The following is a 19950-nucleotide window of genomic DNA, read 5'->3' on the forward strand; positions in this document are numbered from 1 at the left end:
GTGGCCGAATGGGCGCTTACCAGCCTCTACCACACGGTGGTCAACTGCCGGGACCTGGACGAGTCCGTGGCCTTCTACAAACGGCTCGGCTTCGAGGTGCTGAACGACCGCCGCAACGTCACTTGGCCCGCCTTCGTGGCCGGCATCTTTGGCCTCCACCGGGCCAACGGCCGAGGTGTCCTGATGGTGCTGCCGGCGGACCGCGACGGGCCCATGATCGACCTGATCGAGTGGGTGGAGCCCATGGCGGAGTTCCCCGACGCTGCACGCCGCAGGGACATGGTCCCGCGGATCATTGCCTTCCGGACGAAGGGCGTGCACGCCGCTCAGAAGGCGCTGGAGGCGCAGGGCGTGGCCTTCACCCAGGCCGCCTATACGCCCACCGAAGCGCTCGGCATCGTGGGCACGGCCTGCTGCTATGACCCCAACGGCAACATCATCGAGATGATCGAGCTCGAGCCTGGCGTGCGCCACTCCCGCGCGAACGAGGCCCTGGCGAACACCCAATGAGCGGCGACGCGCCCCTGGACGACCCGCGCCGCGGCGATCATTCGCTGGCGATGAGCCACGCCGAGCTGGAGGCGCTGTTCGACCAGGTCAGCAATTGGGGGCGCTGGGGGGATGACGACGAGCGGGGTGCGCTGAACCACATCGGCCCCGCTGAGATCACCGCCGCCGCCAGACTGGTGCGCGACGGCCGCACTGTCAGCCTGTCTCGCGACTTCCCCACTCGGCCGGGGCCGGAGAACCCCTGGCCCGCGCAACACCACATGCTGATCGGCGGCGACGACTGCTGCGTGCCGGGCGTCGAGGGCCTGCAGGTCGCGACCGACTTCATCGGCATCGCCTTCCATGGCATGGCCTCCAGTCATCTCGACGCCCTGTGCCACGTGTTCGCACAAGGCCGGATGTACAATGGCCGGCCGGCCAGCGACGTGAAGAGCACTGGCGCCCGCTTCAACACGGTGATGGCGGCCAAGGACGGAATCGTCAGCCGCGGCGTCCTCCTGGACCTGCCCCGCGCACAGGGCTTCGACTTCATCGACGCCGAGCACATGACTGTCGTGGAGGAATTGGAGGCAGCGGAGCAGGCCCACGGCGTGCGGGTTGGCAAGGGCGACATCCTCCTCATCCGCCTCGGCCGCGACGTACGCCGCGCCCGCCTCGACGACCATGCCGTGGCCGGCCTCGACCCGCGCGTCGTCGCGTGGCTGCACGCGCGCGAGGCTGCCGTGCTGGGCGGTGATGGGGTGCACGACCCGATCCCCAACGGCCGCATCCATCGCGACTGGGCCATGCCGCTGCACATGCTGGGGCTCGCTGCGATGGGCCTGCACTTGCTGGACAACCTCGACCTGGAGGTTCTGGCCGCCACCTGCGCCGAGCTCGGTCGCTGGGAGTTCCAATTAGTCTGTGCGCCGCTGCGCATCGAAGGCGGCACCGGCTCCCCGCTCAACCCAATCGCCATCTTCTGACCATGGCGATCCCGACCCCATCCCTCCCGACACGGCCAGCTACATAACAGACGTTATGTATCCAGGAGACCCGCGATGATGAAATTCGACGTGTTCTGCGAGATTCAGAAGGCCTTCCCCTGGAACGGCGGAGACGAGGCTGGCCTATTCCGGGAGATCCTCGCCCAGGCCAAAGCCGCCGAGGCCGCCGGCTTCGAGACCTGGTGGCAGGTCGAGCACCATGGCGCCCCGGAGTTCAGCTACTCCTCCGCCCCGGAGGTCGTGCTGACCGCCATCGCGATGACCACCACGCGGCTGCGGGTCGGCCACGCCGGCGTTCTGGCGCCTTTCAACATCAACACCCCCCTACGCGTCGCCGAGCGCGCCGCTACCTTGGACGTACTTTCCGGCGGCCGCTTGGAGCTCGGGCTCGCCAAGTCTGGCGGCAAGGAGTGGGAGACCTTCGGGGTCAATCCGGACACCGCCCGCGACCAGGTTCGCGACGCCATGCATATGATCCCGCGCATGTGGACGGAAAAGGAGTTCTCCTGGACCTCGGCGGACTACCATGTGCCGCCCCGCGAGGTGGTGCCCAAGCCCTTGCAGCAGCCACACCCACGGCTGTGGCAGACCTGCGGCTCACCCGACAGCTTCTACATGGCCGGAGAGATGGGGGTCGGCGCGCTGGGCACCACCCTGCTAAGCCCCGTTGCGTTCCTGGGCCAGATGCTGCGCGAGCACGACCGCGGTCTGGCCGACTGCAAAGTGCCTGCCGGCAAGCTGGTGAATCCGCAGAAGGGCTGCTTCACCTTCGTCCATCTGGCCGAGAGCCGGGCCCAGGCGATCGCCAATGGCGCGGCATGGTCGGCGCTTTGGTACGTCAACGCCGCGCCGGTGGTGTTCAAGGTGCCCAGGCGGGTCTGGTACGACATGATCAAAGCCGGCCTGCACCCGAACTCCGCGCGCGACACCGCGGCGCTAGCCGAGCGCGATCCGAACGAGACGAAGATCGAACCCGACGACCCGCCAGTCGTGGTGGTGCTAAAGCGAATGGCCATGGGCGAGACCATCAGTCACGACGAAGCCCATGAGGTCCTCGAGCCGTTGGACAGCGTCGTCATCGGCGATCCGGCGCACTGTGTAGAGAAAATGAGAGGCTACGAGGCGATCGGCGCCGATCGCATGATGTGCCTCATGCAGTTCGGCTCGATTCCCCACGCGGCGGTGCTGAAGAGCTTCGAGCTCGTAGGCCAGCATCTTTTGCCCGCATTTTCGGGGGCCGAGTTAGTGCGGTAGCCTGACGTTGTCGACCACATCGTACACGTGCGACCGAATGATGAAGCGAGCCCACGGTTCAACGCCCTCGCTCACCCGGGGAAATCGCTCCGATTCGCCAGGTTCGCGAGCGCCACCACGACCTGGGCCGCCGCGAACGGCTTGCTGATCATCACACTCCCGGGGACGCCGTGGGCCGGCCAATCCGCCGAGCTATCAGCGCTCACATAGACGATGGCGACGGCTGAGTTGAGTTCCCGTGCGCGGGTGGCTACAGCCCAGCCGTCAGGGCCGACCCCGAGCCGTATGTCGGTCACCACGCCGGACAGCCGACCACTCAGAGGACCGTCGATCTGCGCGATCGCCTCAGCGCCGTCGTTGGCGATCATCGTCTGAAAGCCGCCCTCCTGAAGCGCATCGACGAGGAGGTCCTGGATCAACACCTCGTCCTCGACGACGAGCACCAGCGCGCTCGGTGGTTCCATGGTCATGACGTCCCCCTCACGCGTATCGGTCGACAGCCCGACATGAACCCGCGCCGCACAAACGCCGTTCCGCGAGGGCGAGATTTCTTTTGGCGCCGGCTCCGCGGCCACCGCGGATTTGCTGACGACGCGCCTCTGAGGCGTCCGCAGACTGAGATCGTGGGATCACGGGGTCAGGTTCGTCATGCCGACGTTAAGTTGACGGTTCCGTTCACGAACCAGTGTAGCTTGGGCTGGCGAATGGGATGTCATCGCTCCAAGACGACCGCGGCGTGGCAGCGTGTCATTCATTGAAGGCTGCAAAGCGCGGCTGGGACATACGAGAACTCCGGGGCGAGAATGGGTAGAGGGATGAACCTGAGGTCTCTCCGCCCCCGTCGCCGCGTGATCATCTGTATCGGCGGCGTACTGATGCTTTCCGCCTGCTCGCTTGAGGCGCCGACGCAGACATTTGCTGGCGCGCCAATTCCACCGATGCTGGGGCTGTCCTGCGACCTAGTAGCTAAGCACAATGGTGTAATGAACCCGGAATACGAAAGCGAAAAGGCCGAGGGGACGCTTGGCCTGACGTTCTCCAGTCTCGATGCAAGCGCCGGAACTGCGCAGATGATCGGAAACAGCGGCGCCGTGAATGTGGAGTTTCACCAGATCGACGGTCAGCTGCACTTTCTTGAGCGGACGCCTACGGAAATCTGACGGTGACCGTGATCTTCGCACCACCTTTCGAAGGTGCGCCGCTTCCAGCGGTCCACTCGCGCCACATCGCCATCGCGCCCGGGAACATCGTCATTTCCCAGTATGCTGGGTCCTGTGGGCCAAGAGCCTAACGCTAACCAACTTCGCTTAGCCTCAGGTTCGATCCCCTCCGGCGCACAGGACACGAACTCGACACGTTCCCCCGGGTGCCGAACATCGGACGCGCGTCCGTGCTCAAACCCGGGACGTCGCGAGCTTGGATCGCGACGGCAAAGAATGCAGTTGGCCCCTAGCCGACCGCCCACGATCATCAATATGGCCAGATCGACGTTCGAGCCGATCTGCCGGCGAGTTCGTCCTCAACCCGTCGGACCCGACGGCTTCCGGGGGACCGAGCCGTCCGCTGCCGGCGGGAGTGCGGGAAGCGCTTTCCACACGCGGGCGTCGTGGGCGGGCACCACGATGAGATCGGGCAGGGCTTGTTTCGCCGCATGCAGCTTCTGTAGGACCGCCCAGGTTCCCGGCGCGTCGTGATCGACCAGGGAGCGCGGGAGCATCGGCTTCTGCGCCGGCAGGTCCACGCCCTCCGCCTGCCAGGCGGTGTCGCCGATGAGGACGTAACGCTTGCCGTCGGGCGTGTTGACGAAGGCGGCGATGGAGCCTGGCGTGTGGCCGGGCGAAGGGACCAAGACCACACTGCCGTCGCCGAACACGTCCCAGCTCTTGGCGAAGCCGAGGTAGCCGCCATCCGGGAAGTCGAACGTCTTGTAGTTCGCAACACCGAGGCGGCGGGCGAGCTCGGCTGAGCGGTCGCCGCCCTTGACGAAGTCGAGCTCGGCCTCGGAGACCCAGACCGGCGTCTGCGGGAAGTGCTCCAGGCCGCTCACATGGTCCCAATGGGCGTGGGTCAGGACCACCGCCTTCAAGCTCGCGGGCGCGATGCCGCTCGCGGCGAGCTGCTCAGCCACGGGGGTGGTCAGCTGAGGTCTTATGATCGCCCGCATCAGCGCCGGCGCGGTCTTGAAGTGCTCGGCGAGGTCGCGCCCATAGCCGGTGTCGAACAAGAGCTTGCCCTTCGGATGGTCCACCAGGATGGCGCCGGCGACGAAGGTGCGTTTGTCGTCCCCGCGACCACCCTCGAAGGCCTGCCCCGCGCTGGACTGGGTCGAGCCCGATGGCACGGCGCTCATGGTCATGGCGGCCGGCGGGTGGGCCGCGGGTGGGGGCGCCGGCGGCGCGGCCTGCGAGGGCGGCGCAGCGCAGCCCGTGAGGAAGGCGGACGCGAAGAGTGCGGCCAGGGCGGGGGAAGACGGGCGAGACAGCATGGGAAACCTCCAGATCGCCATGAACCTTGCGCAATCCGTTCCATACGTAAAATATAGTCCACTGATGGAATGCATAGGTATGAACTATGGAACTTCGGGAACTGCGCTATTTCCTGGCGGTCTATGAGACGGGCAGCGTCACCGCGGCCGCCCGTCGCTGTTTCATTTCCCAGCCCTCGATTTCCGCGGCCATGGCCGCGCTGGAACGTGAGCTCGGCGCCATCCTCTTCGTGCGCCACCGCAAAGGCGTGACAGCAACGGCGGCGGCCGAGGCCCTCTACGTGCGGGCCCGGCAGGTGGTCGACGACGCCCTGTCGCTGAGAACCTTGTTTGCGCCGGCGCCGGCCGCGCAGGTGACCTTGGGCTTGATGCCCAGCCTGGACATCTCCCGGGTCGCTCCCCTGCTGAAGCCCCTTACCCAGGCCGGCGACCTAAGGCTCTTCCTGGTGGCTGCCGACGCGCCCTGCGACGCCAGGATCGTCGCGCGGACGCTGGTCGAGGAGAGCGAAGGGTTCGCGCCGCTCTGGTCGGAGGGCTACGTCCTGGCGCTCCCCCCGCGCCACCCGTTGCGCCTGAAACCGAAGTTGAGCTTGGCAGATCTCGACGGCCTGCCGCTAATTGCCCGTTGCAACTGCGAGAACGCCAACCAGACCAGCGACCTGGGCTTCAAGCCGCAGATCGTGGCCGTCGCCGCCAGCGAGGAATGGGCGCTGGCATTGGTCGAGGCCGGTGTCGGCGCCACGGTTCTGCCGGAGGGCGTGGTCGCATCGAACACGCGTGTGGTCACCCGCCCGCTGGCGGACCTGAGCCTTCGCCGCGAGGTGGGTGTGGCCTATCGCCAGGCTGATGCGGGTTCACCGGCGGTCGCCCGAATCCTGGAGGCCGCGGGCCTGGGTTCGTCGCGCCGACCTGCGGCCACCGCCCGGCGCGCGGCTTAGCCTCTCAAAGGTCGCCATCGCGCCAGAAGCCGAACTTGGCATCTGTGCGGAGAGCAGACGTTTGGACTGAGGCATAGGCGGCCCAATCCCGGCGATAGTCGTGCTAGCTAGCCAAGGCCATCGACTTCATGCTCGAGCCGTGGATCACTATCCCTACCCCGTAGCGGACGTCTGCGCCTCCCGTCCGAGTTCTCCAAACTTCCACTAGAGCGAACGCGAGTCACCAATCGCCATGGAAAAAGTGCCTATGACGTTTCAGGGCTATCGCGCCCTGGACGAAGACTTGAAGCGGCTTAAGACGATCGAGAGGCCCGCCGTAACCGTCGCGATCGGGGAGGCGCGCCTCCACGGTGACCTGAAGGAGAACGCCGAGTACCATGCCGCAAAGGATCGGCAGGGGTGGATCGAAGGACAAATTGTTCAGATTGGCGACATGATCGCGCGCGCGCAGGTCATTGACGTCACGAAGCTGTCCGGAACCCGGATCAAGTTCGGCGCCACGGTGTCCGTTATCGACCAAAATACAGAGGAACAGGCCCGCTACCAGATCGTGGGTGAGCATGAGGCAGACGTGAAGAAGGGCCGCATTTCGATAACCTCCCCCATCGCCCGCGCGATGATCGGCAAGGAGAGCGGTGACGTCGTCGAGGTGAGAATTCCCGGTGGCTTGAAAACCTACGAGATCACGAAAGTAGAGTGGGTTTGATTCACTAAGGCGGACCCTCCGAATGTAGATGACTCACGAGCGGACGAGCCGCTGACGTCTCTGATGCGCCAGCAGCAGACATGGCGTCCGCGCCGCTAAGCGGACTTATTTCCCACGGTAAGATCCGAGCAGACTGAGCCTGAGCAGAGCCCAGCTCGGATTGCTGACAGGGCGCCTGGCGCAGAATGAAATGCAGATACCCATCACGGTAGGGATCACATCACTCGCTCTACTGGGTGGCTGCACGACGCACTCGCCAGCCGATGGCCGCTCCACATCCTTCACGCTCAACTCGTGGGCGCTTCAAAATGCAGTCGGCTGTTTCGGCGAACACGAAGTCGTCCTCGCGGACGGCAGCGTCATGCACGAACTCTACGCCTGCGCCGGCGACTATAGCGACGCCCGATGCACCGTGGCGCGAGCGATCCCGGACGAGCTTGTCATCGTCCGTTGCGCCTATGCACTCACCATAGGGCGCAAGGTTCGAGAGCAGGTGCGCTACCTCAGCTGCGGCGCGCCTTCAGCTGACATGACGAAGTGCGGCGCCGACAGCCTTCTTTGGACAGACGCTGGAACCCGGGGCCCTGCTCGCTAGCAGCTAAGCCTGCACCGCCAACCGGTCATGGACCGGGCTATCGGTTGGCCGCACCACCTGGCGATGACCAATCTCAACCGCATCAAAGGTCGGATGGGCGCCCCGGCCAGCGGGCGAAATCCCCAGTCGACGGTGATCCTGCCGAGGCGGGACTTTGACTGGGCGGAGACTTCCTCGCCCGCCTGTTGAACCCTGTCGGCTAGGAACTACGGTCGACCGCTCTGCGCCACGAGCAGACTCTTGCGGCCTGACCACAAGCGGACATGGCCCGCAGGCGGCAGTTGACCGGGCCAACAGCTTGCCGCACCACCGACCGATGACCGACCTGATCCGCCTCAAGGGCCCCGTGGCAGCTCCGGCGAGCGGCCGAGATCCCCAGTCGATGGTGATCCTTCTGCACGGCTACGGCTCGAACGGCGCCGACCTGATGGGCCTCGTGCCCTACTGGCGCGAGAGCCTGCCCAACACCGTCTTCATGGCGCCCAACGCCCCGGAGATCTGTCCCGCCGCGCCAGGCGGCTATCAGTGGTGGTCCCTGACCGATCTCGGGCGGGAGAGCCGGGCCGCCGGCGTCCGACAGGCGGCGCCGCTTGTGAACGCCTTCATCGACATGCACCGGACCGCGAACGATCTCCCGAACAGCAAGGTGGCGCTGGTGGGGTTCAGTCAGGGGACCATGATGGCCCTCCATGTTGGCCCCCGGCGGTCCGAAGTCCTGGCCGGGATCGTGGGCTATTCGGGCATGCTGGCCGACGCCGATGCGTTGCAGACCGAGGTAAAGACCAAGCCGCCCCTGCTGCTGGTCCATGGAGACGCTGACCCGATGGTGCCGTTCGCCGCCATGGGCCAGGCGGAGGCCGAGTTCAAAGGCCTGGGGTTCGAGATCAACACCCATGCGGCGCGGCGTCTCGGCCACAGCATCGACGAGGCGGGACTGCGACTCGGCGGGGACTTCCTCGCCCGTCAGTTCCACGGCGTCGGCTAGCGCGAACCCTGCACGTCCGCGTCGCGCCAAGGCCGGACATCGGAATTCCACCGGAGCGCGGAACGCCGTCGGTTATGCGTCAGTGGGCCGCCGATGCGCGCAAGGGCCACCGCAACGCGCCCGCGTCGGGCCGGTCAGCGCCGGATCGACGTGCTGGAGTTCGACCGCATCGCCCGGTCCCTAGGAGCCGATCCCCTGGACCTGTTCCACGCGGCGACCAACCCGCCCTCACGCGCAGCGTGCGGACTCCAGGGGGCTCTGGGCGTGAAAACCGAGCGCCCTTGAGGGCGAGGCCGGTCTGCCGCGTATCCCCCTTAGGCCCCCAAACGTCACGGATGTTGAAACCATGCTCCGCAAGTCCTTCTCGATCGCAACCGCCCTGGGCGCCGCGGCGGCCCTGTTCGCCACCCAGGCCGCGGCCCACGCTCACCTGGTGAAGTCGGATCCCGCCGCGAACGCCACCGTCGCCGCGCCGGCGGCGATCTCGCTGACCTTCAACGAGAAGCTGGTCCCCGCGTTCTCGGGCTTCGAACTCACGATGGTCGAGCACAGGATGAAGGTCGCCGTGAAGACCACGATCTCGCCGGACGGCCTGACGATCCGTGGCGCGCCCCAGGGCAAGCTGATGGCGGGGACCTACAGGATCAGCTGGCGCGCGGCCTCGGCCGATGGGCACAGGATGACGGGCGACGTCACCTTCAAGGTCGGCTGACCGTGATCGAACAGGCCGTGGTCGCCGCGCGGCTGCTGCAGTACGCCGGCGCTTCGGTCCTGTTCGGCTTGGCGTGGTTCTGCCTCTACGCTCTTCCCGCGACCGGCCCGGTCTCAGCCGTGGGCGCGCGCTGGCCCCGCCCGGTGCTCCAGGCCGCCGCCGTGCTGCTGGCGCTCGGGGCCGCCGGCGGCCTCCTCGCCCAGACCGCGATGATGGCGGGCTCCTGGGCCGAGGGTCTGAAAGCCGGCTCGCTCGGCGTCGTGATCACCGGAACAGGCCTTGGGCGCGCCGGACTGATCCGAACCCTGGCGGCGCTGCTGGCGCTCGCGGCCCTCCTGGTCGTCCGGCCGGGACCGGCCTTGTGGCGCGTGACCGCCTTGCTCGGCGCGCTCGCCTGCGCCAGCCTGGCCTGGATGGGGCACGCGGCCGCCGCCGAGGGACCGGGCGCTCCCCTCCACCTCGCCAGCGACGTGCTGCACGCCCTGGCCGCGGGCGCCTGGATCGGCGCGCTGGCCGGGTTCCTGGCGCTGCTGCGCTCGCCCCTCCAGACGACGACGGCGGCGGCGGCGGCGGCGCATGCCGCCTTGGCGCGCTTCGCCGGGCGAGGATCGGCGGTCGTGGCGGTTCTGGTGCTCACCGGCCTGGCGAACAGCTGGTTCCTCGTTGGACCCGATCGCTTGGCCGCCCTCTGGACCACCGCCTACGGGCGGCTCCTCCTGCTGAAGCTTGGCCTGTTCTGCGCCATGCTCGCCCTGGCCGCGGCCAACCGGATGCGACTGACGCCACGGCTCGGAGCCGAGCTCGACCGCAACGCCTCTCCGGGGATCGCGCTCGCCCGTCTCAAGCAGAGTCTGGTCTGGGAGACCGGCCTGGGCCTGACCGTGCTCGCGGTGGTGGCCTGGCTCGGGACCCTGCCGCCGCCGGCCGCCGGATAGTGTGGCGCCGCGAAGGTCCAGCTAGCGGATCTCGAAGGTCAGCGTCGCCCAGTTGGATTCGTAGGTCGCCTCGCCCGTGGCCTTCTGCATGTTGATCAGGGTGATGTACCAGACGCCCGCCCGGGTCACCTTGAACGACCCGCGGCCATCGACGTCGGTGCGCAGCTTCACCGCGCGCCCGGACTGGGCGTCCGCCCCCTGGAACCCCCCGAAGCTCGCATAGGCGAGCTGGCCTGACATCGGCTGCCCCCTCAGAAGCGCCCGGAAGCCGATCGTGTCGCCGACCTTCACCGCCGCGGGGTTCTGGAGCAGCAGGATCTCGGCCGGGAGGCCGAAGGGCGTCGAATAGTCATCCGTCTGGGTCGAGCCCACCTGCAGGATGGTCTTCACATGCTTGGAATAGCGCTCGCGGACCGCTGTGCGGGGCGCTGTCTCGACTTGCCGGGCCTTGAGCACGTCCTCGACGCCGTCATGGCGGAGATAGTCCTCGAAGGCGTCGGCCGAGAGCTCGATGATCTTCGGCGCGGTGGAGACGCCGACGGCGTAGGTTCCGGCCTCGCCGAGCGTCAGGTCGAGATAGGACGTCACCTTGTCGTCGCGCCACTGGCTGGCGGACGGCCTGGTCACCTGGCCCCCCGCGATTACCTCGACCGTGCGCATCCGGTCGCGGGAGATCGGGTTCTCGCTCTTGTCGAACGTCCCGTTGAACAACGCGATCTCGGTCCTGGTGTTCGGCGCGACGTGGAAGTTCGTGGGCTTCAGGAACATCTCGTGGGCCCCGGCCGCGAGCGACGTCAGCGCCAAAGCTCCGCCCAGCCCGAGGGCGATCAGAATTCGCCTGGTGGTCATGTCGGTCTCCTATGGGCCGGGCTGAGCCGCGCCCGCGGGCTGGATGTTCGCGAGGTTGCCCTCCTCGCCCGAGGGCACGAGCTGGTAGAAGCCGGAAAGCTTCAGCCGCACCTTGATCGGCCGGTCGGAGCGGTTGCGGAAGTACCAGCCGTGGATGCCGTCAACGGGGGCGCTCAGCGCCCCGTTGGCCTGGCTCCCGTTGCCCTTCTCGTAATCGGCCACCTGGACGGCGCCCTTCGCCTCGGCCGCCACGGTATGGCCGTGGAAGTCGAACATGAGGTCTTCGGGAACAGCCAGCCCCTCCGCCTGCCAGGAATAGAGCATCGTCCCGCCCTTCGGCAGGCGCACCTTGAACTCCAGGGCGTTCTTGCGGCCCTCATCGCCGTCCGCGGCCAGCGGGATCTCGAAGACGTCGGTGCGGAAGCCTGACGCCTCCCGGCGGGCGGCCGGCGCACCGGCGTCCGCCGTCACGACCTCTTCCTTAGGCGCCCAGAGCCGCGACAGGCCCGTGGCCCGCCCCAGACCCAGCGGGTCCTTGTTGTACTCGGCCGGCAGCACCGCGGCGAAGGTGACGACGACGGCGACGGCCAACGCCCCCGCCATCGACAGGAGCAGGGTGCGCTTGGAGGGGGACGCGGGGTCCAGCGTGTCCGCCGGGGATCTAGGGTCCGACATCAGGCCGGTGCTCCATAGGCCAGGCCGCCGAGCTGGAAGCCGATCAAGAGAAAGCCGGCCGTCATGATCACGACGTTGGCGGCGGTGGACATGCGGCGATAGCCCGGCAGGGTGCGCCAGCCGAGGATCAGGGCCAGCATGAAGGTGAGCGCGATCAGCTGCCCGATCTCCACGCCGACATTGAACGACAGCATGTTGGTCAGCAGTCCCTTCTGCGGGAGTTCCAGGGCCTGAAGCTTGGTCGCCAGGCCAAACCCGTGGATCAGGCCGAACCCGAAGACGGCAACCTTGGTGTTGGGCTGGACGCCGAACAGGGTGCGGAAGCCGCCGAGGTTGTCGAAGGCCTTGTACGCCACCGACAGGCCGATGATCGCATCGACAAGGTAGGGATTGACCTCGATCCGCCCCAGGACCCCGGCGAGCAGGGTCAGGGAGTGCCCGACCGAGAAGAGGGTCACATAGAGGCCCACATCCTTCATCCGGTAGAGGAAGAAGATGACGCCGAGCAGGAACAGCAGGTGGTCGTAGCCCGTCACCATGTGCTTGGCGCCGAGGTAGAGAAACGGGACGATGTCGGGGCCCTGGGTGGCGGCGACGAAGGCGGCGTCCTTTCCGCCCAGGCCGTGGGCGGCGGCGGTTCCGGCCGCCACGAGGGCGAGCAGGAGCGCGGCGGCCGGCGCGAAGGCCGCGCGGCTTACGCCCCGAAATGTGGAAAGCCTGGGTTTCACGGAAACGCTCGAGGGGCTGTCGCGGCGGCGAGGATCAGCGGGCCTTGGCCGGCGGCGGGCTGATCACCAGGTCGATCGCCACCAGGTCGGTCATGCTGTCGCCGAAGCCGAGCGCCTTCACCGACTGACCGACCTTCAGATCCTTCAGGCCGAGCGGCTTGCCGGCCATCTTGACCCGGGTGTTGCTGTCCACTTCAAGCGTGACGACCTTTCCGTCCTGCATCCGGAGCTGAATCGTCTTGGCGGACACGGCCGTGACCTGGCCCGCGACCGACATCTCATCGTGCGCCGCGGCCGGAAGGGCGACAAGCAGGGCCGCTGCGGCGGCGAATGGGGCGAGGACGTTGCGCATGGAGAAACTCCGGAAACGGAATGAGATGGAAGGCGTGAGCGCCGGTGGCCTCAAGCGGCGGGTGGGTTCGGCCGCGGCGTGAAGCGCGCGACCAGATCGTAGGCTTCGCCCGGGAAGGTCAGGCGGACGTGCGTGATCTTGTCGGCGCCGCGCCAGGTCCGGCGCTCCAGAACAAGACAGGCCGCGGCGGGCTCGATGGTGAGGATAGAGGCGGTCTGACGAGAGACGTTCGCCGCGCTGATCCGGTGCTCCGCCTCCGTCCACGGCACATGTCCCAGGAGCCAGCTTCCGGGCGCGATCGTGCCGAAGTCCACGCCCTCGGCCTCGGGCACGGATTCCAGATTGATCAGGCGCTCTTCCAGCGCGAAGGGCCGCCCCGAGGCCCGATGCAGGCAGCGGAGCGCCAAGACGTCGGCCGCCGAGTCGAGGCCAAGATCCTCCAGCTCACGCCGCGTCGCGCTGCGAGCCTTGCGCGAGAGCAGATCGTATCCGTAGGGCTCGCCACGCTCGGTGACCTCGGTGGCGATATCGGGGACATCCAGCACCACGGAGTGGATCCGGGGGCGGGACACGAAGGAGCCGGTCTTGCGGTGGCGGACGATGAGTCCCGCCTCCGCCAGAGGGCCCAGCGCGCGGTTCACGGTCATCCGCGAACATCCATACTGCGCCATCAGCTCGTGCTCGAACGGGATGCGGTGGCCAGGCGGCCAGGCGCCCGAGAGGATCCGCTCGGAAATCTCCGAGCGGATCCGCCGTGTCAGGCCCTTCTGGAGGGGTTCGACCGTCATGCGCCGGGCGCTCCCCGCCCCCAGGATCTCCGCAGGCGTCGCTTCGGCCACGCCGCGCGCGACTGCGCCGGCCGGCCCGAGGCCCCTTGCCAGCGCGCCCTTGGAACCGGTCTTCGCACCGTCCCGCACACGCTTCGAGGCCAGGGTCGCCGGCGCCACGTCCGTCGTCACCACTTTGGGTCCATACTCGGTGTGCCCGGGAAGCGGACCACCTTGTCGCCGTAGAGGGGGTCGTAGTAGTGCCCGCCGTCCACGTAGTCGCGGTTCCACGCCTTGGTCCCGTCGGGGCGGAGACGATAAAGATACGGCGACATCAGCAGGCGCTCGCGATGCCAGCGGCCCTCCGCCCCGGACGGAATGTCCTCCCCCGACCCGTAGAGCATCAGTCCACCGTCGGCGTAGACTTCGTGGGCCGGGCTGGTTTCCTTATACTCGTGGCTAACGTTCATGACCTTGTGGCCGATCTCGTGGGCGACGGTCCGCCGGGCCCGGCTGGGCGTCGAGAGGTTGTCGAGGGTGATGACGCCCCGGTACGCCCTCGGGATCGTGTTCCAGTAGGAGTAGGACGGGAACGAAAGGCCGCCCGTGCGCACCATCTTGACCGTCCAGTTCCGGGCGTCGGAGCGATCCAGGAACGGCATGATCACGTCCTGCAGGCCCACCAGGTAGATGGTGCGGTCGCTGTCCTTCCGGGGCTCGATCATGCTTTGGAAGGCCTGCAGCGCCATGTCCGTCAGTTCGCTCGGATGGCGCGTGTTGCCCTCGTACATGTTGATGTACTCGGTATCGGGCACTCGCGGGATCTCGTTGGCCTGGATCGCCAGGAACCGAGGATTGATCGCGCCGGTCTTGACCGTGACCAGATTGATCTGGACGCCGGTGGGCCGGTAGATCTCCTTCGCCGCGCGGACGCCCTCCAGCATCTGCTCCAGGGTGAGCTTGTTGAATGACGGGTCGAAGTTCGACGGGATGTAGATCACCACATCCATTGTCAGCTTGCCGGGTTCCAGATCCTTGTTGAAGGCGACCAGGTCGACGGAGGGGACGACCTTCCAGGCCACCGGCTTGACGGCCGGCGCCGCCAGCGCCGGGGCGACCGCTGCGCCGTGGAGGCACAGCGCCGCCAGAGCCGCCAGCAGGCGGTGCGAGGTCCGCACGGGCAATACTCCCATCAAGGCTTGATCTTCAGAACGGCGTCGAAGTTCGGATTGACGCTGCGGGCGTAGGCGATCGCCGGATCGTCCGGCTTCAGCTCGCTATAGTAGAACGGGGCGCCATTCTTGCGGTCCTTGTCGACCGACGCCTGCATCGCCTTGATCCCGCGATTGAACACGTCGTAGTCCTTGTTCTCGCCCTTTGGCTTGACGACCAGCAACAGGGCCGGCTCGTTGAATGGCGCTTCCCAGCCGGTCGGCATCTTGTCGCCGAAGCGGAACAGGGCGCCGGGCTGCATCACATGCCGCTTGCCCTCGCTCGCCAACACCCACTTGCCGCGCACCGTGTAGATGATGCTTCCGATGTCGTGGGGATGTTCGGCCAGGAACATGCCGGGCTGCAGCTCGATGAAGAAGGCGCGGGTTTCCTCGGCGAAGAGCAGCGGCCCGAAGATCCCCTCGTGGGTCGCAATCGCCGACTTGTTCTTAACCGCGTCCTCGAGGTTCGGAATGATTTCGACGTTCGTGGCCAGTTGAATATAGGCCGGCGAGATCGGTGTCGCGGGCACCGTCGTCTTCGGGAGTACGGCGTGCCCAGGCGCATGGTGGGCGTGGGACGTCGCCGGCGCGGCGGGCCCGGCGGCCTGGGCGAAGGCGCTCGCAGGCAGCAGAAGCGCGATCAGAAAAGCGGCATGCTTCATGATTGTACCCTTTCGTTCTGGCTAGGCAGGGACGGGTCCTGCGCAGGTTGGTGATGACGGCGATCAAGTTCGAGCGCCGGCGGGAATCCGGGGCGCTGAGAGCGCTCGCGCGCCTTCCAGCGACGGCCCAGGCGGGCGGACGGCCCGGTGATCCAGGCGATGTCCGACCCGCGGAAGCTGCGGAACAGCAGGATGAGGCCGGAAAGCGCGAGCCAGGCCACCCCCGTCGCGACGGTCACGATCAGGGGGTGGTTGAAGCTCTGGCGGTCGCCATAGTTCATGATGTGGAGCATCCAGGCGATGTCCCACAGCCGCCAGGTGTCGGTCTTTGCGCCCAGGACCTCGCCGGTGGCGCGCGACACGAACAGGGCGGTATGGTCAGCGTCCGCGAAGCCTATCCGCCAGACGGGCCGCGCCATGTCGCGGGTCTCGTGGGTCGAGGCCTCGACGAAGCTCACGCTCTCAATGGGCGCGGTTCCGGCGTAGCGGGCGGTGGCCAGGGCGCGGGCCATCGCGGCGTCGACCTCGAACGGCCGAGCCGCGCCGGCGTCGAGCAGGACGACCCCATCAGCGGTCTTGGCCTGATAGACCCAGCGATCGAGCAGCGGCTTCAATTCGAGCCCGACGATCGGGGCGCCGATAGCGGCCTGGACCGCCGCCAGGGGCGCCGGCACGGGACCAGATGTCAGCTGGGCGACGGGCAGGATGGCGTGCTCGCCGCTCACCTTGTGATGGTCGAGGAGCGCCATCACCGCGCCGCTCAGCGACCAGATCAGGAACTGCAGGCCCAGGACGAGGCCGAACCATTTGTGGAGCTTGCGGATCAGCAACATGGCGTCAGGCTGCTCTCGGCCGGCGACGCCGCCGGAAACTGTAGAGCAGCAGCCAGGCGCCCGTCGCAGACGCCAGCACCGCCAGCCAGGTGAATCCCGTCAGCAGTAGGTTGTTCACATCCTGCCGGTCGTCATAGTCCATGATGTGGAACATCCAGACCACGTCGAACGCCCGCCACAGGTCGTGACGACGGGTGATCAGCTCCCCGGTGAACGGCGAGATGTAGAAGGTCGGCCGCCAGGCCCCCTCGAACTCCACGCGCCACAGCGGCACGGGACGAGTCTGGACCTCCAGCGGCGCCTTCGTGATCAGCTCGACGCTGACGACGTCACCACGCTCGGCGAACAGCGCCCTGGCGCGCGCTTCCGCGGCCGCGCGGCTCAGCGGCGAGAGCTTCTCGCCCGTGCGGGCGTCGAACAGCGCCTTTCCGCCCTCGGCCTCGACCACATAGACCGGTTGGCCCAATTGGCTCTCAAGCCGGGCGCGCTCGAGCCCAGGCGCGAGGCCCGCAAGGCGCGCGGGCTCAATCAGCCCCGGTAGCGCCATTGGGGCAGGCGCCTCGGACTTCACGAGGCGGTCGCCATGGATGATGTCGATGTGGACCGCCGTCATGTAGATTCCACCCAGCGTCCAGGCGACCGCCTGGACGGCGACGATCAGCGCCAGCCATTTGTGGACGGAGCGCGCGAGGGCGGGCAGTCGGATCATCGATCAGGACTCGAAGGGAGAGGCGCCGGCGGCCTGTGGGGATGCCGCCGACGCCTCCCGGGGGACCACTAGAACTTGTACGTCAGGCGCACGTATCCGCGCCGACCCACCAGATCGTAGGTCATGGTGTCGGTGTTCCCGTCCGTGTAGCTGGGCAGGTACGGCGCATCTTCCTCGAAGAGATTGTCCACCCCGAACGCCACCGTCGCCTCGTCCAGCAGCCGGTAGCTGAACTGGGCGTTGTGGTAGAAGACATTGGGCGTCTGGTAGCCCAGCGCCGTGGGCGCGGCGTTGAAGTCGGTCGCCTTGCCGATCCACTGGATGGTGTAGCTGGCGCTCCACTTCGGATCGTCGAGCGTGAAGGTCGTGAGGCCGCGCCACTTCGGATAGCCTCCGTTCCCACCGCCGATATGGCCGCGGTAGATGATCGGCGCACCGCCCGGGTACGGGATGATCGTGTAGTCCTTCAGGTAGGTGACACCGGCGTCGAGCGTCGCCCGGCGGTCCATCAGGTCGAAACTGTAGCGGCCGGCCGCGTCGATGCCCTTGACCGATTCGGCGCCCACATTGACCTGCTGCGAGGACAGGAAGTTCACCTCGCCGGTCAGGCTGTTGCGGGTGAAGTTCTGCGGCGTGCAGAACGGGTGGACCAGGCCCGGCGTGTTGTAGCAGACCGAAAGCTTGGTCGAGCCCGGGATCGAGCGGATCGCGTTGTCGATGTCGATCTTGAAGTAGTCGAGCGTCAGCGACAGGCCGGGCACGAACTCCGGCTCCCAGACCAGGCCCAGGGTCAGGGTCTCGGCCTCTTCCGGCGTCAGGTTCAGGTTGCCGCCGGTGGTCGTGAGGATCGCGTTGTTCGGCTGGATATAGTTCGCGGGCACGCCGGCCGCCTGGCAGTTGGCGCGCAGGGTGGCGTTGGTGCTGGTGGAATAGCGGCTGCACGGGTCGGTGGTGGTCAGCTGGCCCTGCGTCACGCCGCTGAACAGTTCGGCCACGTTGGGGACGCGGAAGGCGGTGCCCCAGGTCGCCCGGGCGCGCAGGCCGTAGGCGATCGACCAGTCCAGGGCGGCCTTGTAGTTCACGTCGCTTCCGAAGCGCTTGTAGTCCGAGTAGCGGATCGCCCCGTCGAAGCGCAGGGACTCCACCAGCGGCATGTCCTTCAGGAGCGGCACGCTGAGCTCGGCATAGCCCTCGACGGCTTCGATGGCGCCGCGGATCGGGCTTTGCTGGTTGGAGTTGGCGACGCCCAGGACGATCAGGTTGTCCGGGTTGCGCCAGCCCTTGTCCTTCCGATAGGTCGCCCCGGCGGCCACCTGCAACGGCCCGGCCGGCAGCTGGAACAGGGAGCCGGTGGTGTCGAAGCTGAGATTGATCGTCTCGTTCCCACCGGTGTCGATGGTGGTGGCCATGATGTACTTCAGCACCGCGGGCGACACGTCGCCCGGGCCGAGATAGTCGGCGCAGGGGATCGCCGCGCCGGGCGCGTTGCTGCAGATCGCCGTATTGATGGTGTTGGCGACGTTCGCCTTGTTGGCGATGTTGGTGAAGCCGTCGGAGCCGGTGGTGCGGCCATAGTTGGCCGCCGCTTCCCAGGTCCAGTCCTCGGCGAACTTGCCGCGCGCGCCGGCGGTCACCTGATAGGTGTTGGTTTCCTGGAAGGCGATGCGTGAGCCGGCCTCGACCAGCCGGCGCTGGATCAGGGTGATCTGCTGGCCGGTTGGGTTGGTCGGGTTGCTGGCGGGGATCACGAAGTTCGTCAGCGTGCCGGGCGACGCGCTCTGGTCGGTCTCGCGGTGGGTGTAGAGGAACTCACCGAACAGCTGGATCGCGTCGGTGACCTGGTAATCGCCGAACACGCCGGTGGTGAGCCGTTCGATCGGGCTGACGGCGTTCAGATAGATGTTGCCGTCGAACCCATGCAGGGCGGCGCTGTAGGGCGCGAAGGTGTTGCCTCCGGTGAAGTTGATGATCTGGCCGGTGGGCAGCGAGGCGCGGCCGCCGGCGGTGGAGCCGCCGCCCAGGCAGATCAGCGAGCCGCTGGAGCCGTTGAGCTGACATCCCGCGCGGCTGAACAGGTTGACAGGCTGGGTCTTCTGATAGCTGGCGGCGAACGCCAAACCACCGCGATCGCTGCGCACGCCATAGGCCAGGTCGGCGGTGAAGTCCGATCCGTCGCCTTCGTCGGTGACGCCGTAGCGGGCCCCGACCTCGAGCCCCTCGAAGTTCTCACGGGTGATGATGTTGACCACGCCGGCGATCGCGTCGGTGCCGTAGATCGCCGAGGCGCCGTCCTTCAGCACTTCGATCCGGCCTATGAGAGAGGTCGGGATGGTGTTGAGGTCCGGGGCGCTGTTGGCGCCGGTCCCGCCGTTCACCAACCGCCGGCCATTCAGCAGCACGAGCGTGCGATTGATGCCCAGCCCACGCAGGTTGACCGTGGCCGTGCCCCAGCCGCGCGCCGCCCAGTAGGCGTTGCCCTGGTTTCCGGCATAGCCCGCCGCGGCCGGCAGCCGCTGCAGCAGGGCCTCAACGGTGACAATGCCGCTCTTGGCGATCTCCGGGGAGCCGATGACTGTCGCGGGTCCCACGCCTTCGATGTCGGTGCGCTTGATCCGGCTGCCGGTGACGATCACCTCGCCGACTTCGCCACTGTCCCTCGCCTGCGCATGAGCCTGCCCGGCGCCCAGCAGCGCCAGACAGCTGCCGGCATAGAGCATCCGCTTCCCAAGTTTGTTCATGATCGACCCCCTCCAGAACCCGCGACGCCCGCGCTTCAGCGCCGTCCGCCGCACCCGACTGCTGGGAAATTAGTCCGTGGGGACACTGTCACCGTCAAGTCATGTATATACATATTAGAGCGCCAGCCCTGAAACGTTTTGCCTTCAGATATCCAGATTATGGGCTTCATCCGGCACGCTTCTGCAATTTCCTGCATATACGTTGCGAGTTTTTGCCGAAAACTTCGACAAAATGCGCTATTTAAGTCGCCCTTCGACTATCGGCCCACATTTTGCGTGCAGCCTTTGTTTTCAGCGCCCTCGGTCAGGAAATCAAC

22 protein-coding genes are annotated in these 19950 nt (G+C 67.1%); 10 read left to right on the forward strand and 12 right to left on the reverse strand.

Annotated features, from left to right (window positions below):
- The 3 genes from M9M90_RS13385 to M9M90_RS13395 all read left to right on the forward strand — a co-directional run bounded on the left by M9M90_RS13385 (position 1) and on the right by M9M90_RS13395 (position 2750).
- The gene (locus M9M90_RS13385) at positions 1 to 510 is read left to right on the forward strand and encodes a VOC family protein (protein ID WP_254833721.1); all 510 of its coding nucleotides are present in this window, start codon (positions 1 to 3) and stop codon (positions 508 to 510) included.
- Positions 507 to 1475 (forward strand): cyclase family protein, encoded by a 969-nt coding sequence (locus M9M90_RS13390; RefSeq protein ID WP_254833722.1) that lies wholly within the window; start codon positions 507 to 509, stop codon positions 1473 to 1475. The genes M9M90_RS13385 and M9M90_RS13390 overlap by 4 nt, the downstream gene beginning before the upstream one ends.
- Before the next feature lie 75 nt (positions 1476 to 1550).
- Positions 1551 to 2750, forward strand: a complete 1200-nt coding sequence (locus M9M90_RS13395) for an LLM class flavin-dependent oxidoreductase (RefSeq protein WP_254833723.1) — start codon at positions 1551 to 1553, stop codon at positions 2748 to 2750.
- A gap of 71 nt (positions 2751 to 2821) precedes the next feature.
- Here M9M90_RS13395 and M9M90_RS13400 read toward each other — a convergent pair whose 3' ends face one another.
- Positions 2822 to 3220 (reverse strand): response regulator, encoded by a 399-nt coding sequence (locus M9M90_RS13400; protein WP_254833724.1) that lies wholly within the window; start codon positions 3218 to 3220, stop codon positions 2822 to 2824.
- Between the two features lie 345 nt (positions 3221 to 3565).
- On the opposite strand from M9M90_RS13400, the gene M9M90_RS13405 reads away from it, so the two are divergent.
- The gene (locus M9M90_RS13405; RefSeq protein ID WP_254833725.1) at positions 3566 to 3910 is read left to right on the forward strand and encodes a hypothetical protein; all 345 of its coding nucleotides are present in this window, start codon (positions 3566 to 3568) and stop codon (positions 3908 to 3910) included.
- A 359-nt stretch (positions 3911 to 4269) separates the two neighbouring features.
- Here the strand turns inward: M9M90_RS13405 and M9M90_RS13410 are convergent, their stop codons facing one another.
- Positions 4270 to 5235, reverse strand: a complete 966-nt coding sequence (locus tag M9M90_RS13410; RefSeq protein ID WP_254833726.1) for an MBL fold metallo-hydrolase — start codon at positions 5233 to 5235, stop codon at positions 4270 to 4272.
- An 86-nt stretch (positions 5236 to 5321) separates the two neighbouring features.
- Between M9M90_RS13410 and M9M90_RS13415 the strand changes: the two genes are divergently transcribed.
- The 6 genes from M9M90_RS13415 to copD all read left to right on the forward strand — a co-directional run bounded on the left by M9M90_RS13415 (position 5322) and on the right by copD (position 10106).
- Entirely contained in the window at positions 5322 to 6173 is an 852-nt protein-coding gene (locus tag M9M90_RS13415; protein ID WP_254833727.1) for a LysR family transcriptional regulator, read from the forward strand.
- A 232-nt stretch (positions 6174 to 6405) separates the two neighbouring features.
- Entirely contained in the window at positions 6406 to 6879 is a 474-nt protein-coding gene (gene greA / locus M9M90_RS13420; protein WP_254833728.1) for a transcription elongation factor GreA, read from the forward strand.
- A gap of 190 nt (positions 6880 to 7069) precedes the next feature.
- Positions 7070 to 7474 carry a hypothetical protein gene (locus M9M90_RS13425; RefSeq protein ID WP_254833729.1) on the forward strand — a complete coding sequence of 135 codons (405 nt, stop codon included), beginning with the start codon at positions 7070 to 7072 and terminating at the stop codon, positions 7472 to 7474.
- A gap of 298 nt (positions 7475 to 7772) precedes the next feature.
- Positions 7773 to 8459 (forward strand): alpha/beta hydrolase, encoded by a 687-nt coding sequence (locus M9M90_RS13430; RefSeq protein ID WP_254833730.1) that lies wholly within the window; start codon positions 7773 to 7775, stop codon positions 8457 to 8459.
- A 346-nt stretch (positions 8460 to 8805) separates the two neighbouring features.
- Positions 8806 to 9171 (forward strand): copper homeostasis periplasmic binding protein CopC, encoded by a 366-nt coding sequence (copC, locus tag M9M90_RS13435; RefSeq protein WP_254833731.1) that lies wholly within the window; start codon positions 8806 to 8808, stop codon positions 9169 to 9171.
- Between the two features lie 2 nt (positions 9172 to 9173).
- Positions 9174 to 10106 (forward strand): copper homeostasis membrane protein CopD, encoded by a 933-nt coding sequence (gene copD, locus M9M90_RS13440; RefSeq protein WP_254833732.1) that lies wholly within the window; start codon positions 9174 to 9176, stop codon positions 10104 to 10106.
- Between the two features lie 21 nt (positions 10107 to 10127).
- Here copD and M9M90_RS13445 read toward each other — a convergent pair whose 3' ends face one another.
- From M9M90_RS13445 to M9M90_RS13490, 10 genes are all read right to left on the reverse strand, one after another.
- Positions 10128 to 10955: a DUF4198 domain-containing protein gene (locus tag M9M90_RS13445; protein ID WP_254833733.1), complete on the reverse strand. Its 828-nt coding sequence runs from the start codon at positions 10953 to 10955 to the stop codon at positions 10128 to 10130.
- A gap of 9 nt (positions 10956 to 10964) precedes the next feature.
- A complete protein-coding gene (locus M9M90_RS13450) occupies positions 10965 to 11630 on the reverse strand; it encodes a hypothetical protein (protein ID WP_254833734.1) in 666 nt (221 codons plus the stop codon).
- Positions 11630 to 12292, reverse strand: a complete 663-nt coding sequence (locus M9M90_RS13455) for a HupE/UreJ family protein (protein WP_371876933.1) — start codon at positions 12290 to 12292, stop codon at positions 11630 to 11632. The genes M9M90_RS13450 and M9M90_RS13455 overlap by 1 nt, the downstream gene beginning before the upstream one ends.
- Positions 12293 to 12392: 100 nt before the next feature.
- On the reverse strand, positions 12393 to 12710 hold the full coding sequence (locus M9M90_RS13460) for a DUF5666 domain-containing protein (protein WP_254833736.1): 318 nt from the start codon (positions 12708 to 12710) through the stop codon (positions 12393 to 12395).
- A gap of 50 nt (positions 12711 to 12760) precedes the next feature.
- Complete coding sequence (gene hutC / locus M9M90_RS13465; protein WP_254837132.1) at positions 12761 to 13498, reverse strand: histidine utilization repressor; 738 nt, start codon at positions 13496 to 13498, stop codon at positions 12761 to 12763.
- Positions 13499 to 13665: 167 nt separating this feature from the next.
- Complete coding sequence (locus tag M9M90_RS13470; RefSeq protein WP_254833737.1) at positions 13666 to 14655, reverse strand: hypothetical protein; 990 nt, start codon at positions 14653 to 14655, stop codon at positions 13666 to 13668.
- Positions 14656 to 14669: 14 nt separating this feature from the next.
- Positions 14670 to 15353 (reverse strand): cupin domain-containing protein, encoded by a 684-nt coding sequence (locus M9M90_RS13475; protein ID WP_254833738.1) that lies wholly within the window; start codon positions 15351 to 15353, stop codon positions 14670 to 14672.
- Positions 15350 to 16186, reverse strand: a complete 837-nt coding sequence (locus M9M90_RS13480; protein WP_254833739.1) for a PepSY domain-containing protein — start codon at positions 16184 to 16186, stop codon at positions 15350 to 15352. Before M9M90_RS13480 ends, M9M90_RS13475 begins: the two co-directional genes overlap by 4 nt.
- 4 nt (positions 16187 to 16190) lie before the next feature.
- Entirely contained in the window at positions 16191 to 16895 is a 705-nt protein-coding gene (locus M9M90_RS13485) for a PepSY domain-containing protein (RefSeq protein WP_254833740.1), read from the reverse strand.
- A 68-nt stretch (positions 16896 to 16963) separates the two neighbouring features.
- Positions 16964 to 19633, reverse strand: coding sequence for a TonB-dependent receptor (locus M9M90_RS13490; RefSeq protein WP_254833741.1), 2670 nt, complete (start codon positions 19631 to 19633; stop codon positions 16964 to 16966).
- Positions 19634 to 19950: the final 317 nt, after the last annotated feature.

Source organism: Phenylobacterium sp. LH3H17, from assembly GCF_024298925.1.
Taxonomy (GTDB): Bacteria; Pseudomonadota; Alphaproteobacteria; order Caulobacterales; family Caulobacteraceae; genus Phenylobacterium.

Bases quoted from the DNA above. Each gene is read 5' to 3' on its own strand.
- M9M90_RS13475 (WP_254833738.1), bottom strand. From the start codon at position 15,353: ATGAAGCATGCCGCTTTTCTGATCGCGCTTCTGCTGCCTGCGAGCGCC.
- M9M90_RS13450 (WP_254833734.1), bottom strand. From the start codon at position 11,630: ATGTCGGACCCTAGATCCCCGGCGGACACGCTGGACCCCGCGTCCCCC.
- M9M90_RS13415 (WP_254833727.1), top strand. From the start codon at position 5,322: ATGGAACTTCGGGAACTGCGCTATTTCCTGGCGGTCTATGAGACGGGC.
- M9M90_RS13490 (WP_254833741.1), bottom strand. From the start codon at position 19,633: ATGAACAAACTTGGGAAGCGGATGCTCTATGCCGGCAGCTGTCTGGCG.
- M9M90_RS13480 (WP_254833739.1), bottom strand. From the start codon at position 16,186: ATGTTGCTGATCCGCAAGCTCCACAAATGGTTCGGCCTCGTCCTGGGC.
- M9M90_RS13425 (WP_254833729.1), top strand. From the start codon at position 7,070: ATGCAGATACCCATCACGGTAGGGATCACATCACTCGCTCTACTGGGT.
- M9M90_RS13460 (WP_254833736.1), bottom strand. From the start codon at position 12,710: ATGCGCAACGTCCTCGCCCCATTCGCCGCCGCAGCGGCCCTGCTTGTC.
- copC (WP_254833731.1), top strand. From the start codon at position 8,806: ATGCTCCGCAAGTCCTTCTCGATCGCAACCGCCCTGGGCGCCGCGGCG.
- M9M90_RS13390 (WP_254833722.1), top strand. From the start codon at position 507: ATGAGCGGCGACGCGCCCCTGGACGACCCGCGCCGCGGCGATCATTCG.
- M9M90_RS13485 (WP_254833740.1), bottom strand. From the start codon at position 16,895: ATGATCCGACTGCCCGCCCTCGCGCGCTCCGTCCACAAATGGCTGGCG.
- hutC (WP_254837132.1), bottom strand. From the start codon at position 13,498: ATGACGGTCGAACCCCTCCAGAAGGGCCTGACACGGCGGATCCGCTCG.
- M9M90_RS13445 (WP_254833733.1), bottom strand. From the start codon at position 10,955: ATGACCACCAGGCGAATTCTGATCGCCCTCGGGCTGGGCGGAGCTTTG.
- greA (WP_254833728.1), top strand. From the start codon at position 6,406: ATGGAAAAAGTGCCTATGACGTTTCAGGGCTATCGCGCCCTGGACGAA.
- M9M90_RS13410 (WP_254833726.1), bottom strand. From the start codon at position 5,235: ATGCTGTCTCGCCCGTCTTCCCCCGCCCTGGCCGCACTCTTCGCGTCC.
- M9M90_RS13395 (WP_254833723.1), top strand. From the start codon at position 1,551: ATGATGAAATTCGACGTGTTCTGCGAGATTCAGAAGGCCTTCCCCTGG.
- M9M90_RS13400 (WP_254833724.1), bottom strand. From the start codon at position 3,220: ATGACCATGGAACCACCGAGCGCGCTGGTGCTCGTCGTCGAGGACGAG.
- M9M90_RS13405 (WP_254833725.1), top strand. From the start codon at position 3,566: ATGAACCTGAGGTCTCTCCGCCCCCGTCGCCGCGTGATCATCTGTATC.